At 57.9% G+C, this 16,004-nt stretch carries 15 protein-coding genes; 5 read left to right on the forward strand and 10 right to left on the reverse strand.

Features of this window, described 5'->3' with window-relative positions; translation table 11 throughout:
• Positions 1–486: NAD-binding protein (locus tag AC2FNC_RS13600; protein ID WP_496715603.1), on the reverse strand; the 486-nt coding region annotated here is incomplete at its 3' end.
• A gap of 96 nt (positions 487–582) precedes the next feature.
• On the opposite strand from AC2FNC_RS13600, the gene AC2FNC_RS13605 reads away from it, so the two are divergent.
• Complete coding sequence (locus AC2FNC_RS13605; protein WP_480473064.1) at positions 583–1,062, forward strand: hypothetical protein; 480 nt, start codon at positions 583–585, stop codon at positions 1,060–1,062.
• 26 nt (positions 1,063–1,088) lie between these two features.
• Here the strand turns inward: AC2FNC_RS13605 and AC2FNC_RS13610 are convergent, their stop codons facing one another.
• From AC2FNC_RS13610 to dusB, 7 genes are all read right to left on the reverse strand, one after another.
• On the reverse strand, positions 1,089–2,270 hold the full coding sequence (locus AC2FNC_RS13610) for an MFS transporter (protein ID WP_496715604.1): 1,182 nt from the start codon (positions 2,268–2,270) through the stop codon (positions 1,089–1,091).
• 43 nt (positions 2,271–2,313) lie between these two features.
• A complete protein-coding gene (locus AC2FNC_RS13615) occupies positions 2,314–2,907 on the reverse strand; it encodes a helix-turn-helix transcriptional regulator (RefSeq protein WP_496715606.1) in 594 nt (197 codons plus the stop codon).
• Positions 2,908–2,949: 42 nt separating this feature from the next.
• The gene (gene ntrX, locus AC2FNC_RS13620; RefSeq protein ID WP_480473070.1) at positions 2,950–4,359 is read right to left on the reverse strand and encodes a nitrogen assimilation response regulator NtrX; all 1,410 of its coding nucleotides are present in this window, start codon (positions 4,357–4,359) and stop codon (positions 2,950–2,952) included.
• On the reverse strand, positions 4,356–6,620 hold the full coding sequence (locus AC2FNC_RS13625) for a sensor histidine kinase NtrY-like (protein ID WP_480476753.1): 2,265 nt from the start codon (positions 6,618–6,620) through the stop codon (positions 4,356–4,358). Before AC2FNC_RS13625 ends, ntrX begins: the two co-directional genes overlap by 4 nt.
• A gap of 123 nt (positions 6,621–6,743) precedes the next feature.
• Positions 6,744–8,111 carry a response regulator gene (locus AC2FNC_RS13630; RefSeq protein ID WP_480473072.1) on the reverse strand — a complete coding sequence of 456 codons (1,368 nt, stop codon included), beginning with the start codon at positions 8,109–8,111 and terminating at the stop codon, positions 6,744–6,746.
• On the reverse strand, positions 8,111–9,199 hold the full coding sequence (locus tag AC2FNC_RS13635; protein WP_480473074.1) for a two-component system sensor histidine kinase NtrB: 1,089 nt from the start codon (positions 9,197–9,199) through the stop codon (positions 8,111–8,113). The genes AC2FNC_RS13630 and AC2FNC_RS13635 overlap by 1 nt, the downstream gene beginning before the upstream one ends.
• A complete protein-coding gene (gene dusB, locus AC2FNC_RS13640) occupies positions 9,196–10,179 on the reverse strand; it encodes a tRNA dihydrouridine synthase DusB (protein ID WP_496715607.1) in 984 nt (327 codons plus the stop codon). Before dusB ends, AC2FNC_RS13635 begins: the two co-directional genes overlap by 4 nt.
• Positions 10,180–10,360: 181 nt before the next feature.
• Here dusB and AC2FNC_RS13645 point away from each other — a divergent pair, with 181 nt between their 5' ends.
• The 4 genes from AC2FNC_RS13645 to AC2FNC_RS13660 all read left to right on the forward strand — a co-directional run bounded on the left by AC2FNC_RS13645 (position 10,361) and on the right by AC2FNC_RS13660 (position 13,841).
• Positions 10,361–11,491 (forward strand): bifunctional 2-C-methyl-D-erythritol 4-phosphate cytidylyltransferase/2-C-methyl-D-erythritol 2,4-cyclodiphosphate synthase, encoded by a 1,131-nt coding sequence (locus AC2FNC_RS13645; protein WP_480624460.1) that lies wholly within the window; start codon positions 10,361–10,363, stop codon positions 11,489–11,491.
• Positions 11,488–11,985 carry a phosphatidylglycerophosphatase A family protein gene (locus AC2FNC_RS13650; RefSeq protein WP_480517245.1) on the forward strand — a complete coding sequence of 166 codons (498 nt, stop codon included), beginning with the start codon at positions 11,488–11,490 and terminating at the stop codon, positions 11,983–11,985. Before AC2FNC_RS13645 ends, AC2FNC_RS13650 begins: the two co-directional genes overlap by 4 nt.
• Positions 11,982–12,449 (forward strand): CinA family protein, encoded by a 468-nt coding sequence (locus AC2FNC_RS13655; RefSeq protein ID WP_480517247.1) that lies wholly within the window; start codon positions 11,982–11,984, stop codon positions 12,447–12,449. The genes AC2FNC_RS13650 and AC2FNC_RS13655 overlap by 4 nt, the downstream gene beginning before the upstream one ends.
• 210 nt (positions 12,450–12,659) lie before the next feature.
• Positions 12,660–13,841 carry an ammonium transporter gene (locus AC2FNC_RS13660; RefSeq protein WP_480473082.1) on the forward strand — a complete coding sequence of 394 codons (1,182 nt, stop codon included), beginning with the start codon at positions 12,660–12,662 and terminating at the stop codon, positions 13,839–13,841.
• Positions 13,842–13,966: 125 nt separating this feature from the next.
• On the opposite strand, the gene AC2FNC_RS13665 is transcribed toward AC2FNC_RS13660, so the two are convergent.
• A complete protein-coding gene (locus tag AC2FNC_RS13665; RefSeq protein ID WP_496715608.1) occupies positions 13,967–15,322 on the reverse strand; it encodes an ATP-binding protein in 1,356 nt (451 codons plus the stop codon).
• On the reverse strand, positions 15,322–15,981 hold the full coding sequence (locus AC2FNC_RS13670; RefSeq protein ID WP_480473086.1) for a response regulator transcription factor: 660 nt from the start codon (positions 15,979–15,981) through the stop codon (positions 15,322–15,324). Before AC2FNC_RS13670 ends, AC2FNC_RS13665 begins: the two co-directional genes overlap by 1 nt.
• Between the last annotated feature and the right edge of the window lie 23 nt (positions 15,982–16,004).

The following is a 16,004-nucleotide window of genomic DNA, read 5'->3' on the forward strand; positions in this document are numbered from 1 at the left end:
ATCAACGCGAATTCCCAAAAGCTGCGCCTTGCCGTCCATGAAAATCTCGGTGTCAAAGGCGGACGGGGCCGACAGGCGGCGCATCGCGGCTGCGGCCACTTCGCGTTCGGGGCTGATCACCACATCAATCGGCAGATGATCGCGCCGGTAAAGGTCCGAATGGATCGCTTCAAGATAGGATTTCGACCGCAGTCGCGCGATCTTGCGCTGGATCGAAAAGACCGAATGCGCCATTTGGCAAGTGACCATGTTCACCTCGTCCGAATGGGTCGCAGCGATGATCATGTCCGCATCGCGCGCGCCTGCCCTTTCAAGCACATCGGGGTAACTTGCAAACCCGGCGATCCCCTGCACATCCAGTGTTTCGGTCGCCCGCCGTACCAGATCGGGATTGTTGTCGACAACGGTGACATCGTTCAATTCGCCCGAAAGGTGCCGCGCAATCTGCCAGCCGACCTGACCCGCGCCGCAAATAATGACCTTCATGTTTCTGGCCCTTCTGCCTGAAAGGATTGAATGACAGATGCCCCCAAAGCGGTCAATTGAATTGTCATCGCTGATCAGCTGCGGCAAGATAAGCATATGAAAACGCTGTTTCCTATGCTCGTGCCCCTGATGGTGCTGTCCTCGTGTGGGCCACTCTCGCTTTACTATCGTGAGGGTGAAACCGTGTCACGTCTGCAAAAAGAGACCACCCAGTGCCAGCTTAGGGCGGTAAAAGAGGTGCCGGTTGCCAATCAGATCCGTCAAAGCCCGCCGACTTATTGGCCTGGGCGTACGTATTGTGATGGCATGGGTCGTTGCTATCAATCCCCAGGCTGGTGGCAACCCGGCAGGGTTTATACCGTCGATGTCAACCAGGGACTGCGAAACACGGTCGAGGCGCAATGCATGGCCGAGAAGGGATTTCGTCCGGTCAGCTTACCACCCTGCAAGCAAAACGTGAAATCACGGGTGCCACTGGCGCGAACAACGACATTGCCGCCCCTCAACAGTGCCTCATGCTTTGTGAAATTCGATGACGGGTCGTTTCAGATCATCACACCGGGGCAATCCGGATAAGAAAAACCACTGTTCCGCATGTTTGATCAATCCAGCTCGGTCGAAGCGCGTTTGCGCCGCGCGGCTAGCCACAGATGCAGCGCCATGGCAACAGCATAGAACCCGACCACGGCAATCAACATGCCTGCTTCACTGGTCCGCCACAGAATTGCAAGCAAAACAGGTGTGCCCAAAAGGTTACCCGCATTCCCCATCTGCGCCATCGCACCATAGCTAAGCGCCTGGTTTTCGGGTGTCGAGTTCAACTGCGGTACCGCTGCAAAGCTGCCGCCCTGAACAAGCCCCAGCACCGCAAAAAGCGCAACGCAGACAACGGGCAACGGGGCACCAAGAAACAGGGCGCCTATCGTCAGGATAGACAGCCCGAAACCAAGGGTAACAACGAATACGCCAGAACAAACGTTCAGCAACACTGGGACGGTAAGCCAGGAAATCACGATCCCGGCCAACGGCATCAAGCCTGCGATCATCGCACTGACATCTTCTGGCAATCTTCCCGGAAGAATGGCCAGCAGCGAGACAAAGGTCAGCGTGTAAAAGAACCATCCGAGCGCCGGAGCCGACACAAATGCAGAGCGATAGGTCTGTACGTGTATGTCAATCAGTGTTCGAACGCTCCAAAAAGGATTGTTCACCAAAGCCGATGCACTGTTGGGACGGAAAGATACGATCAGGACGGCGATCAGAAACATCAGAACGCCATGGGTAGCAAAATAAACCGGCAGCCCGACCTGAGCGATCAATGGAAGCCCAAGCCATGCGTTCAGGGCAAAGGCGACACCAAAGAAACTGCTCCACAAAACCATTGCCGCGTTGCGCCATTTTCCAATCGTGATTTGCGCAATCAGAGTCGGCGCGGCGACAACGATGGCCAGATGAGAGACCCCTTCGACAACGCGACTGACCAGCATCAGGCCTAAACTGGGGATACTGGCCTGAAACAGGGACACCGCCCCGCCAAGGATCAAGCCAAACATCAGCAACCGGACAGGCCCCACCCGCCCCGCTATCGCGCCGGACAATGCACCAAGAATCGCGCCAATCAGGCTGATGACTGACAAAAGCCAGCCAATCTTATCCGCGTGCGCAGGATAGAGGGCCGCGACCTGAACAAAAGGAACCGCTATCTTGGCGAATTGGGTCGCCGCACCTAGCCCGGCAAGCCAAAGCAACAAAACCTGTAACAAGATGCGTAATGGATGGGGCATAGCCCGGTTCTACTGCACCCGACCGCACAGGAATACGCATAAATTATGCGCGTCCCGACCGTGCCCCACTGACCAGCCTAACCGGCGTTCCATCCGACAGGTACAACCGTTCCCAGGTGATCTGTCCGGCGCTGATCCGGATACGGTCGTGCCGCGCTTCGGAAGTTACAAACGACTTGGGGTTGGGCGCTTGCAAATCCCACCACCCCTCGTCCTGTAGCTCGGCCTCAGCCTGCCGGATCTCTTCCGTTGCAAATTGCCAGAGGGACACGCCAAGCAGTGCCCGTTGGGTGGTTTTCCAGTCCCGCGCCCGCCGGCGGGAATAGGCCAGGCACATATGGCTGGCCTCCTCAACCAGATGGATGCAGTCGGCCGAGTTCACGACAAGCCGTCTTAACGCGTTGTCATCCGCCCTGAAAGGAGCCAGCGCAGCAAACACCGAGTGTTGCAGATCAGTTGTCGGAATCTGAATCCCGTTTTCCCATCTGGAAACCGTGGTCTGATCGACCTCCAGAACCTCTGCCAGCGCGGCTTGTTTCAATCCGATCGACCGTCGAAGTCGCTTTAACCGCCTGCCAAAAGCCGGGTAGCCTTCGACGAACCGGCCAGACCGATCAGAGTTCACCGTTCTCGCCATCCCTTCCACACATCCATCTGCCCGTGAACTATGACCCCAGACTCATTCTGCTGGTTCGGGCTCGTCGATTTGCGCGACCCGCGCACCGGATTTGTTTGAGGTCACAACACCCAGCGACTTTAGCTTGCGATGCAGCGCACTGCGTTCCATCCCGACAAAGCTGGCGGTGCGGCTGATATTGCCGCCAAAGCGGTTGATCTGGGTCAGCAGATACTCACGCTCGAACGCTTCGCGGGCCTCGCGCAGCGGCAAAGTGGCCAGCGCCCCCGACAAGACAACGCGGCCCGACTCTTCGGCCTTGTCTTCTTCGCTTGGCAGCTCGCGCGCCTCAATTGGGCCGGTGCCGTCACCCAGAATCAAAACACGTTCGATCAAGTTTTTCAGCTGGCGCACGTTACCCGGCCACGTCATTGTCTGAAGCAAAGCGACCGCCTCGTCCGACAGCTCCCGCATAGGCAACCCTTGGGTTTCGTTGCACATTTCGATGAAATGCTGGGCCAGAACCGGAATATCCTCGCGCCGGTCCTCGAGTGATGGAACGGTGATCGGAACCACATTCAGACGGTGATACAGCTCTTCCCGGAACCGCTCGGCCGCGATTTCATCATCAAGATCTTTGTTGGTCGATGAGATCACCCGAAGATCCACGCGCACTTTGTCCGAGCCACCCACGCGCTGGAATTGCTGATCCACCAGCACACGCAGGATTTTGGACTGTGTACCCAAAGGCATGTCGGACACTTCATCAAAATAGACCACGCCGCCGTGGGCTTCTTCCAGCAATCCGGATTCCACACCACGTTCGGCCGATTCCCGGCCAAACAGAACTTCTTCCACACGCTCAGGCTCAATCCCGGCACAGTTGACGGTCACGAAGGGAGCGTTTGCGCGGTTGGAGTGGGCATGGATATAGCGCGCGGCAATTTCCTTTCCAGAACCCGCAGGCCCGCGCAGCATGACGCGACCGTTTGACTTGGTAACCTTGTCCAACTGCCCCTGCATCGCCCGGAACGACGCGGATTTGCCGATCATGTCGGAGTTGTTGACCTCTTTCCGCTTCAGCGACGCGTTCTCGCGCCGTAGACGAGACGTCTCCATCGCGCGGCGGATCACCACCATCAACTGGTCAATGTTAAAGGGCTTCTCGATAAAGTCGTAAGCACCCTGTTTGATAGCAGCAACAGCGATTTCGATGTTGCCGTGGCCCGAAATAATCACCACCGGCACATCCGGGTTATCGCGTTTTACCGACTTGAGGATATCAATCCCGTCCATACGGCTGTCCTTCAGCCAGATATCCAGGATCAACAGCCCCGGCGGTTCGGAATTGATCGACGCCATGCACTCGTCCGAGTTGGCTGCCAGCCGGGTTGAATAGCCTTCGTCCTCCAGAATGTCGGACACCAGCTCGCGAATATCGCGCTCGTCATCTACGATCAGAATGTCGCTCATCTTTGGCCTGCTTTCAGTTTGTTGGTTCTAATTGCCTGCTTCTGCGGCGCAACGGTTGGGGACATACCTGCCCCAGGCAAACGGATCACAGCCATTGCGCCAAAATGGTCCTGCCCGTCAAATACGGGCGCGTCCTCAAGGGTCAGCGCGCCGCCATGCTCTTCTATAATTTTCTTGACGATCGGAAGGCCCAGCCCGGTCCCTTCGTCGCGTGTCGTAACATAAGGTTCAAACAAACGCGCCCGGTCCTCCGGCAGACCGATTCCATTGTCTGCAATGGTAATGACCGTACCCGCACTGTCGCTTAATACCGCCACCTTGATCTGTGGCACCAGGTTGCTCGGGGCGCCCTTTTCTTGCAAGGTAACAATAGCTTCCCCAGCGTTCTTAATCAGGTTGGTCAATGCCTGGTTGAGCATGGTCGCATCTACATCCGCCATGATCGGCTGCTGCGGCAGATCGGCGTCAATCTGTACGTCCGGCTGTCCCGCCTGCTGCAAAAGAACGGCTTCGCGCACCAGTTCAACCAAGTCTTCCTCTCGTCGAACGGGTTCGGGCATCCGTGCGAACTTGGAAAACTCATCCACGATACGCCGCAGGTCGTTAGTCTGCCGCACGATGACGCCGGTCATCGACTCAAGGCTGCCGCTGTCTTCCTCATCCAGTTTGCGGGCGAACTTGCGCTTGATGCGCTCTGCGCTGAGCTGGATCGGCGTCAATGGGTTCTTGATTTCATGTGCAATGCGGCGGGCCACGTCCCCCCACGCCGCCATTCGCTGTGCGCTGACCAGATCGGTTACATCGTCAAAGGCAACCACATAGCCTTCCAGCCCGCCATCCTCTCCGCGACGGATGGCCATGCGAACCAGCAGGTTTTCCAGCCGCCCCTTGCGTGTGACCTTAACCTCACCCTGAACAGCCTCCTGCCCGCTGTCCTTGAGGCTTTCAAACAAGGGCAGAAACTCGGGAACTGCAATGCCGATAGCCAGGTGTTCTTCGCCTCGTGACCAGTCCAGCAAGCGCTCGGCCGAACGGTTGACGAAGGTAACGCATCCATCCGGGTCCACGCCGACAACACCGGATGTGACCGAACTGAGCACGGAATCAAACAGGCGACGCCTTCTTTCGATTTGCTGGGTGTTTTCCAGCAGCGTGTCCCGCTGTCCTTTTAGTTGTCGGGTCATCTGGTTGAAATATCGGCCCAACATCGCGATCTCGTCGTCGCTGGCCTCTTCGATGACCTGAACGCTCAAGTCTCCGGCACCGACCCGCTGTGCTGCCGTGGTCAATCGTCCGACTGGGCGCGACAGCCGTTCGGCAAACCACATCCCCAGTGACATCGCAGCCAGGATCAGGATCAGCGCAAAGCCGAGATAGAGCAGGCCGAATTCGAACAACACCCTGCCCCGTTCACTTTCCAGCTGCTGATAGAACTGCGCCGTTTCCTTGGTGTCATCCAGCAGCGTCAACAACTGCCCGTCCACTTCGCGGCTGACATACAGGTAACGGTCCAGATAGGCGGTAAGCGGGACCAGCGCGCGGAATTCACTGTTTGGCCAGTCAGCAATGATCAGCAGCCCCTTTTCTGCCGCTTCCGTCATTTGCTCGGCTGTTGGCGCCTCATAGTTGAACAGATAGGACCGATCCCCGCGCGACCGGATTTCGCCCGTGCCGTCGATGACATAGGCCTCGCGCAACCCGCGCTGAATCCGGGCCTGCCCCTGCGCCAGAACCTCGCGGAGTTCGGCATCAGAAATGTAAAACTCCACCGAACGTGCGTTGTTCAGGAACCGCGCCAGAACGGTTGCGTCCTGCGTCAGACCACTGCGATGTTCCTGCTCATAAGCCTCTGCCGCCGTCAGGGAGGACCCGACAACCTGCCGTACGCGATCCGAAAACCAGCCTTCCAGACCGATATTCACGGTAAGGCCGGCAAAAATGGCGACCGTAACGGTCGGAACCAGCGCGAGCAGCGTAAACGCCCCGATGAGGCGCAAATGCAGGCGCGAGCCCGCCGACTTGGCCCGCCTGGCCGCAATCAGGCTACCCAACTGACTGAGCACCAAAGCCGCAACGACCAGAACATAGACTAGATCGGCTAGCAGAATCAGCCGCAATGTCGGCGCGGTCGCACCAAGATCAAAGGGACCAATGACAAGATATGTGGCAAGCGCCAGAACTGGCCCCAAGAGGACCAGCCCAAAGGTGCCGAAATTGCGCAGTTTCCGTGATTTACGCCATCGACCAATCGATAGGATCATCCCGCTCTGTGCTCGGGTTGCCACCGTCTGCCCTCATCCTGATGTGCCGCTTGTGCGGCTTACCGCCATATATCGTGATCTTTTCCTGACAGGTGCCAGGATGCCACGGTTTGTGTGGCGATATTACATCAGTTTGCGACGCCGTGTCACCTGAATATCGAGGTCAGTAATCTTTTTTCGCAGCGTATTTCGGTTAATCCCCAGTAAATCAGCACATTTTGCCTGATTCCCACCAGTTGCATCCAGTGCGATTTCGATTAGCGGAGCCTCAACCTCACGCAAAATCCGCTGATAAAGGCCCGGTGGCGGCAAAATGTTGCCGTGCAGATCGAAATACCGTCGCAGATGACGCTCGACCGAAGTTGAAAGCTTTTCACGTTCGCCACCGCTCAGAACCGGTGCGGCTTCGGGCTGGCTGCCCAACACCATTTCCACCTCGGCCTTTGAAATCTCATCTGCCCGGCTGGTCAGCCCCAAACGGCGAACAGCGTTTTCCAGTTGTCGCACATTCCCCGGCCATGAATAGCGCCGCACCAGTTCCACCGCATCAGAGCTGAGCCACCGCTTGTTTCCGTTTTCCTTCTCTTCCCGGGCCAGAAAATGTTCGGCCAGCAGCGGAATATCGTCGACCCTTTCGCGCAACGATGGCACGTGGATCGTCGCCCCGCACAAACGATAATACAGGTCCTGACGGATACGGCCGTTTTCCATCCCATCGGTCAAGTTTGTCTGGCTGGTAGCCATGAAACGCGGAGCATGATCGCCGGGCGTATCCATCATACGCACCACGCGGGCTTGAATTTCATCGCCGATATCTGCGATTTCATCTATCAGCAGCGTACCTCCACGCACCCGCGCCATCACGCGGGCCGGGCCCTCCAAATCGCTTAGGTCGGCTGCGGTGACTGTGACAAAGGGTAATGTACGCCGATCCGAAAAGTCGTGAATTGCCCGGGCAATCAGCGATTTACCCGTTCCGCTTTCACCCGAGATCATTACCGGCAGGTCGGTGTTCATCACGCGTGCGACCAACCGATACAAGGCCTGCATGACTGGCGTGCGGCCGACCAGAGGCAGCTCATCCGGACGCTCACCGCCTGCCTGTTTGGGTTCTGGCTGTGCGCGCTGCTTCTGATCCAGTGCCCGCGCCGTGCGTTTCATCAAATCCGGCAGGTCAAACGGTTTGGGCAGATAGTCATATGCGTCTGCCTCAGCCGCCTGAATCGCGGTCATGATCGTGTTTTGTGCGGAAATCACGATAACCGGCAATCCAGGGCGATCCTTTGCGATCTTCGGCAGCATCTCCAGACCATTGCCATCAGGCATGACAACGTCCGAGATCACCACGTCGCCTTTACCTTCGCCGACCCAACGCATCAGGGTGGTTAGCGAAGACGTTGCGTGCACCTTGCATCCGGCCCGCGTCAGCGCCTGAGTCAGAACGGTGCGGATTGTGCGGTCGTCATCCGCAACCAGTACGGTGCCATCCATCAGGTGCTCTCCTTCTTGTGTTCTGTTGCATCTCGCGGCGCGCGGCGCAGCGACAGTTTGAAAACGGTGCGGCCAGGCACGGAATCGGCGGAAATCCAGCCGTCATGGTCGGAAACGATCTTGCTGACCAGCGCCAGCCCGAGACCGGTGCCGTTTTCCTTGCCCGACACAAACGGGTCAAAAATGTCACCGCGGATATCCTCGGGCAGCCCTGGACCGTCATCGATGATCTCGATCTGCAACGGCAGCGAGTGACCCGACCCATCACTTCTGCGCAGCCGGAAGGAATGTTCGAAATACGTGCGCAGACGGATTGTTCCGCCCTGAGGCCCTGCGGCCTCGGATGCGTTTTTCAGCAGGTTCAGAACCACCTGAAGAAACTGGTCCGGATCGCCATAGGCCAGCGGCAATGACGGATCGTAATCCTCGATGATTGTCATATCCGCGCCAAATCCCAGCAGCGCGGACCGCCTTGCACGGTCCAGTACATCGTGGATATTGACCGGCCTGAGGTCCGGTTTCTGCAAGTTGCCGAATTGCTCGACCTGTTCCAGAAGCTTCACGATCCTTCGGCTTTCGGCCACAATAAGGTCTGTAAGTTCAAGATCCTGTGGCGAAATATTCATGCTCAGCAGTTGCGCTGCACCGGTAATCCCGGCCAGTGGGTTCTTAATTTCGTGCGCCAGCATCTCGGCCATGCCAATCGCCGACTGCGCCGCTGACTTGACCGTGTTGCCCAAGGTCATCCGGCCCGCCAGTTCACGAGGTGATATAATCATGATCATCGACCCCGGATGCCCAACCAGAGGCGCGATCTGCAACGCACATTGCAACGGCGCACGGTTCCCCGAACCAGCATCCACATCGTTTACGAACAGTGGCGTGCCTTGAGAACGGGCGCGCAGGAATGCTTCCTCCAGCGGTGCGTCAACGGCGATCTGGTCCCATACCGGATGCCCGATTACCGACCGGCGCGAGGCATTCAAAAACCCCTCGCCCGCCGAATTCACATCTGCGATGCGATCTTCTTCATCGATTATGAAGGCCGGAACCGGCAATGAGTTCCAGATGTTGGCGTTGGAATTCATGCCGCCACCTCGCCCGTATCGGCAAGTGCGTCCCCAAGCAGACGCAGGACTTCATCCGTGCTTCGCGACGTCAAAACTGCCCGGCGCAGCGGCGCAGGGGTTGCGGCCTGATCCATGTACCATCCCAGATGCTTGCGGGCGACACGCAGGCCCAGATCGGCACCGTAAAATCCCAGCATCGCCTGATAATGCGCACGCACCATGTCGATCAGGACATTCCCGACCGGAATTTCCGGCGCATCCTCCCCGTAGAGGTCGTGACTGATCTGCGCCAAAAGCCACGGTTTACCCTGCGCGCCACGCCCGACCATGACCCCATCTGCACCAGACTGAGTCAGCGACGTTCGCGCGGCGGCAGTATCCGTGATATCTCCGTTCGCTATGACCGGAATCGACACGGCTTGTTTCACGGCCCGGATCGCGCTCCAGTCAGCGCGCCCCTTGTAGAACTGGCATCGCGTGCGTCCGTGGATCGTAACCATCTGAACGCCTGCGTCTTGTGCACGGCGCGCGACCTCAGGGGCATTCAGCAGGGTGTCATCCCACCCCAGACGGGTTTTCAATGTCACCGGAACGTCAACTGCACTGACTACGGCCTCGATCAGCGTCAGCGCATGGTCTGGTGTTTTCAGCAGGGCCGAGCCGGAATACCCATTTGTAACCTTCTTGGCGGGACACCCCATGTTGATGTCGATCACCCGCGCCCCACGATCAGCAACCTGACGCGCCGCCTCGGCCATCCAGTGCGCCTCGCGCCCTGCCAGTTGCACAGCTGTATTTTCCACATCGGCAGACAATTCGGCGCGCTCCCGCACTCCGGGTTTGGCCTGCACCATTTCCTGACTGGCGACCATTTCACTGACGACCATGCCGGCGCCGAAGCGCATAACTAGATCCCGAAATGGGCGATCGGTGATTCCGGCCATCGGGGCCAGCAAAACCGGCGGTGTTACGAGTTTGTCAGCGAAGCGCAAAGTCAACGTGCTTAATCCTTGGGCAACTGCAGTTCTGATATCGAATTCTACGCATATGAACAACAAAACGACGCGCAACAAGCCTGTAGAACCATCAACTGCCTATTTTTTAATCACATGACCATAGGTGATTGCCTCTGCAATCACCGCCGCCTAAACAAACGCAACAAAATGGAGGGCGCGCGGCATGACCACAGCTGCCATCATAGTCGCCGCAGGCCGCGGCCTACGCGCAGGGGGCGATGTCCCAAAACAGTGGCGCAGCCTTGCAGGACGCCGCGTGGCAGACTGGACAATCGATCGGTTCCGCGGACAGGTCGCCCATATCGTTCTGGTCTTATCCGACGAAGACACTCAGGTCTGGGAGGAGTTTCGTGATACCGATCTGATCCTCGCCTCGGGCGGCACAGATCGCACGGGTTCTGTGCGCAACGGTTTGAAGGCCCTGGCGCACCTCGACGTGAAGCGCGTCCTGATTCATGACGTTGCCAGACCCTGCGTTTCGTTGCGCACCATTCAGGACGTCTTGAACGCATTGGATGCACATCAGGCCGCCGCCCCCGGACTGGCGGTGACTGACGCCTTGTGGATAGGACAAGGCGGGGCCGTGACTGGCACACAAGACCGCAGCAACCTGTTTGCGGCGCAAACACCGCAAGGCTTTCACTATGACACCATCACCGCCGCCCATGCGGCGCATCCGGGCGGTGCTGCTGATGATGTTGAGGTTGCACGCGCTGCGGGGGTAGATGTCTGCATCGTACCGGGCGATGCGGACAACCTGAAGATCACCCGCCCCGAGGATTTTGCCCGGGCGGAACGTATCATGGGAATGGATATGGATGTAAGACTTGGCAACGGCTATGACGTGCACCGATTTGGCGACGGGGATCATGTTGTCCTTTGCGGTGTAAAGGTTCCCCATGATCGCGGGTTGCAGGGGCACTCGGATGCAGATGTCGGGATGCATGCTGTAACCGACGCGATTTATGGCGCATTGGCGCAAGGCGATATCGGGCAGCACTTCCCGCCCTCGGATCCACAATGGAAAGGTGCCGCCAGCAAGATCTTTCTGCGTCACGCGGTCGAATTGGCCGGACAGATGGGATATCGCATCTCGAACGTGGATTGCACGCTGGTCTGTGAATATCCGAAGATTGGCCCTCACGCCGCTGCCATGCGAGAAGAAATGTCCAAAATCATGGGCTTGTGCGTCGATCAGATCTCGGTCAAGGCCACCACGTCCGAGCGTCTGGGCTTCACCGGTCGCAGTGAAGGCATCGCATCGCTTGCGACGGCCTGTCTGGTGAAATCATGAACGCGGCGCAGTTGATTGGCACCGTTGGCGGCATCGGATATATACGCCCTGCCCCCGGCACCTGGGGTTCGCTGGCCGCGCTGCCGATGGCTTGGGTCCTGCACACGCTGGGCGGATTCCCATTGCTGGCAATCGCAACGCTCGTGGTGTTCGCAGGCGGCCTGTGGGCCACGCGCGTGATGACCGACGGTCAGGACGATCACGACCCGTCGGAAATCGTCATTGATGAAGTTGCGGGCCAGTTCATTGCACTCTGGGCGATCTCATATCCGTCCTGGGCGCATGGGATCGACATTTCCGCCCTCTGGCCCGGCTGGGTTGCCGGGTTCGCCCTGTTTCGCCTGTTCGACATCACCAAACCCGGCCCCGTCGGTTGGGCAGATCGTCGCGGCGATCCTATTGGAGTGATGCTGGACGACGTGATTGCGGGTATTTTCGCAGCCGTTGGCGTGATGGTTCTGGCAGGCATCGCGCACGGGGTTCTGGGCCTATGAACGTGCCCGACCTGCTGAACCGCGCCAAGGCGCAGGGCGTTGTGATCGCGACAGCGGAAAGCTGCACCGGCGGTATGGTCGCTGCGGCCCTGACGGATATACCCGGTAGTTCGGCCGTCGTGGATCGGGGTTTTGTTACCTATACCAACAGGGCCAAACAGGACATGCTGGGTGTGCTGGCAGAAACCCTGCAGGCTTTCGGCGCAGTGTCCGAGCAGGTCGCTCGCGAAATGGCCGAAGGCGCATTGCGCAACTCACAAGCGCAGCTTGCCGTCGCGATTACCGGCATTGCCGGGCCGGGCGGGTCTGAGTTCAAACCCGAAGGGCGCGTATGTTTCGGACTGGCAAGAGAAGGCCGGGAAACCCAAACCGAAACGATTGAGTTTGGCGCGCAAGGGCGGGATGCGGTGCGCCGCGCCGCGCGGGATCATGCGCTGGCGTTGCTTCTGACTGGCCTTTCATAACGCGCACGATTTTTGGGCATTATCTGCCCATAGCCGCCAAAACTGTCATCACTTGAACAAAAGGCGACAAAATAGGCGACCAATTTGGGTGTTGCCTCTTTTTTCCTCACCTGCCCTCCGCTTCAAGGCTCTGCACATACACTCACTCGACCCCGGAGCGTTGTCAGATGACCTGCCCGGGAAACCATGCAGGGAAAAGGAGAGCGGCCCATGAATGGAGCCGATACAGCCTGGATCATAGTTGCTACAGCACTGGTCCTTTTCATGACATTGCCGGGGCTGGCCTTGTTTTATGGCGGGCTCGTACGTGCCCGAAACGTGCTCAGCGTTTTTATGCATTGCTTTGCCATTGCCTGTTTGATGAGCATTCTGTGGCTGGTGGCCGGGTACTCCATCGCCTTTGGGCCCGGTGAAAGTGGGCTTTGGGGTGGTTTGGGCAAGGCTTTCCTCAACGGTGTTGATGTGGACAGCCTTGCTGGCACTCTACCGGAAATCCTGTTCTTTGCCTTTCAGATGACCTTTGCCATCATCACCCCGGCCCTGATCGTGGGCGCATATGTCGAACGGGTAGGCTTTGGCTTTGTACTGACCTTCTCGGCGCTATGGATGCTGCTGTGCTATGCGCCGGTGGTTCACTGGATCTGGGGCGGTGGAATGCTGGCCGATGGTGGTATTTTGGGCGACATTGGCGTGCGTGATTTCGCAGGTGGTATCGTGGTGCACGAAACCGCTGGTCTGGCAGCCCTGATCATCGCCGTCATCCTTGGCCCGCGCCGCAACCGCACGACCCCGCCGCATAATCCCGGCTATGTCATGGTGGGCGCCGCGATGCTGTGGGTCGGCTGGTTCGGCTTTAATGGCGGCTCGCAACTGGCCGCGGACGGAGGTGCTGCGATGGCGATGACCGTTACCCACCTGTCCGCCGCTACTGCCTCGTTGACATGGGCGCTTTGGGAACGCATCCGATTTGGCAAAGCCTCGATGGTGGGTCTTGTTACCGGAACAATTGCAGGTCTGGCCTCGATCACGCCCGCTTCGGGTTTTGTGGGTCCGGTTCAGGCCCTCATCATCGGTGCTGTTGCGGGCATTCTGTGTCAGGAAGCCGTCAGTCTGGTGCGCAACAAGCTGAATATCGACGACACGCTGGACGTGTTCGCGGTACATGGCGTCGGAGGCATCTTCGGCACCATCATGATCGCCCTGTTTGGCCTTGGCACATGGACCGCCCAGTTGGGTGGGCTGGTTATCGTGGGTGCCTTCACGGCAGTTGTCACGTTTGTGTTGGTCAAACTGGTTGCACAGATCACACCACTTCGCGTAAACGCCGAGACCGAGACAAATGGCCTCGACCTCTCGGTACATGGTGAACGGGCCTACGACATGAGCAGCTAAGCCCACCTTGGCTGCCTGTCGCCCGCAAGGGCAAAAGCGGACCTGTCATGGGTCCGCTTTTCTTGTTTTCGCGTCTTGTCCACTTACGACACACCCAAACCACCCTGAACCTTCAGGGCAAAAAATCAGCCTGACGCAGAATGCGCGTTGGTTCCTTTTGGTATAACGATCCGGCATTCCAAACCGCCTAGAAAACCGGATGCCCCCAGTTCAATCCGGCAGTCATAAGCCTTCAGCAGATCAACCGCTATAGCCAGCCCAAGGCCGCTGCCCGAGACAGAAGTATCCAGCCTTCCCCCAGAACGTAGCGCCTCGCGGTGAGCGTCCTGAGGAATTCCCGGGCCATCATCGTCAATCACAACTTCAATCCCGTTCTGGGTCCTCTTAGCCGTCAAACGGACCTTGTGTTTGCACCATTTGACTGCGTTATCCAGCAGGTTGCCCAAAACTTCTTCGATATCCTGCGCGTCCATACGCACCCAAAGACCCGGGTCGCGCTCAATTTTCAATGACTTTCCATCGCGCTCGGCCATGGTCGTGAACAGCCGCGCCAGTCGATCAATCGAATGAGACAGATCATTACGAGAATGGGTCAAATCTGCAGTGTTCAGCGCCCGCATTCTGGCCAAAGACCGGCCCAGTTGCGCGTCGATACGGTCGAGAGCTTCCACAGCAGTATCCGTAGAACCTCCCGCTTCGCACAACAGCACCAGTTCATTGCGCATGATCGCAGTAGGTGTTTTCAGGGCATGAGCCAAATCTGCCGCCTGACGACGTGATCCTGATACGATTTCCCGATTTCGGCGCAAGAGCTGGTTCAAATCCTCGACCAGAGGAGACACCTCTTCTGGATAATCGCCTGGTCTAAGGTCTTCGTCCCGTTCCCAACGGTGCGCCACATCCGACCGCAGCTTTCTGAGTGGCGTCAGGATGATTGACGTCAGCAGTAGCGATCCAACGACACCGATCAGACCGACCAGCGCAAAAACCGGAAGCAGGTTTTGTTGTGCAGCGCGACGTTCCGCGACAAGCTGGGCCTGACTTTCGGCAACGCTTACCCCCCAGACCGTACCATCCTCATAAGTAATTTTCTGAAAGGCTCCTCGTAAAGCTTCGCTTTCCGGACCGGGCGTGTTCCAAAGCGTCGTTACATCAGGGTTACCGGGGGGTTCGGCAATGACTTCGTCGAACAGGGAAGCCGACGTAAAGATCTCGCCTTCGCTGTTGCTGACTTGCCAGTATCTGCCGGAATACGGTGTGCCATAGGCTGGATCGAACATCAGATCCCGCAACGCATCCGGATCATGGGTCGTAACGCTCAACCCAACGACCAGTTGCGTGTGACGATCAAGTAGTGCGGTATCAAACCTGTCTGAAACGCGAGCATTAATGAACGAGAACACGGCCAGCGTACCGACACCCACTGAAAGGGCACCCGACGCGATCCCCCCCAGTAGAGCCCGTTGACGCAGGGATAACATCAGGCAGAGTCGATCATATATCCGCGGCCCCTAATCGTTGTGATCAGATCAGGGCCAAGTTTTTTGCGCAGACGGGTTATGAAGACGGCGATGGTGTTCGAGTCCCTGTCTCCATCGTATTCGTAGATATGCTCTGACAGTTCGGTCCTTGAGATCATACGCCCAATATTATGGGCCAGATACGTGAGAACAGCCAGCTCCTGGGCGGTCAGGTCGATGGGCACGCCATCCGCCGTCACACGCCCGTTGCGGGTATCCAGCACAACATTTCCCATTTCAACGACGGGATTCAACTGGCCGCTCTGCCGCCGCAGGATGGCACGGACCCGCGCTGCCAGTTCGGGCATATGGAACGGCTTGGTCATGTAGTCGTCCGCGCCTGCGTCCAACCCGTCGACCCTTTCGCTCCAGCCATCGCGGGCCGTGAGGATCAGCACAGGTGTCTTGATACCCGCACTGCGCCATTCCCGTAGAACTGAAATGCCATCACGTTCCGGCAATCCAATATCGAGGATGATCATGTCATAAGGTTCTGTTGCGCCCAGATGCAAAGCTTCCAGGCCGCTGTTCACAATGTCTACGACCCGACCTTCAGCGTTCAACAGTTTCTTGATCTGCTCGCAAAGGTGCGGTTCGTCTTCTGCCAGTAAGACTCTCATACTTAGGAATTATAGGCGTGCGT

The sequence above is a fragment of the Ruegeria sp. BHSA123 genome (assembly GCF_059613425.1).

Excerpts from the sequence above, each read along its gene's own strand:
- AC2FNC_RS13605 (WP_480473064.1), top strand. The coding sequence starts at position 583 with ATGAAAACGCTGTTTCCTATGCTCGTGCCCCTGATGGTGCTGTCCTCG.
- AC2FNC_RS13610 (WP_496715604.1), bottom strand. The coding sequence starts at position 2,270 with ATGCCCCATCCATTACGCATCTTGTTACAGGTTTTGTTGCTTTGGCTT.
- AC2FNC_RS13615 (WP_496715606.1), bottom strand. The coding sequence starts at position 2,907 with ATGGCGAGAACGGTGAACTCTGATCGGTCTGGCCGGTTCGTCGAAGGC.
- ntrX (WP_480473070.1), bottom strand. The coding sequence starts at position 4,359 with ATGAGCGACATTCTGATCGTAGATGACGAGCGCGATATTCGCGAGCTG.
- AC2FNC_RS13625 (WP_480476753.1), bottom strand. The coding sequence starts at position 6,620 with ATGATCCTATCGATTGGTCGATGGCGTAAATCACGGAAACTGCGCAAT.
- AC2FNC_RS13630 (WP_480473072.1), bottom strand. The coding sequence starts at position 8,111 with ATGGATGGCACCGTACTGGTTGCGGATGACGACCGCACAATCCGCACC.
- AC2FNC_RS13635 (WP_480473074.1), bottom strand. The coding sequence starts at position 9,199 with ATGAATTCCAACGCCAACATCTGGAACTCATTGCCGGTTCCGGCCTTC.
- AC2FNC_RS13645 (WP_480624460.1), top strand. The coding sequence starts at position 10,361 with ATGACCACAGCTGCCATCATAGTCGCCGCAGGCCGCGGCCTACGCGCA.
- AC2FNC_RS13650 (WP_480517245.1), top strand. The coding sequence starts at position 11,488 with ATGAACGCGGCGCAGTTGATTGGCACCGTTGGCGGCATCGGATATATA.
- AC2FNC_RS13655 (WP_480517247.1), top strand. The coding sequence starts at position 11,982 with ATGAACGTGCCCGACCTGCTGAACCGCGCCAAGGCGCAGGGCGTTGTG.
- AC2FNC_RS13660 (WP_480473082.1), top strand. The coding sequence starts at position 12,660 with ATGAATGGAGCCGATACAGCCTGGATCATAGTTGCTACAGCACTGGTC.
- AC2FNC_RS13665 (WP_496715608.1), bottom strand. The coding sequence starts at position 15,322 with ATGTTATCCCTGCGTCAACGGGCTCTACTGGGGGGGATCGCGTCGGGT.
- AC2FNC_RS13670 (WP_480473086.1), bottom strand. The coding sequence starts at position 15,981 with ATGAGAGTCTTACTGGCAGAAGACGAACCGCACCTTTGCGAGCAGATC.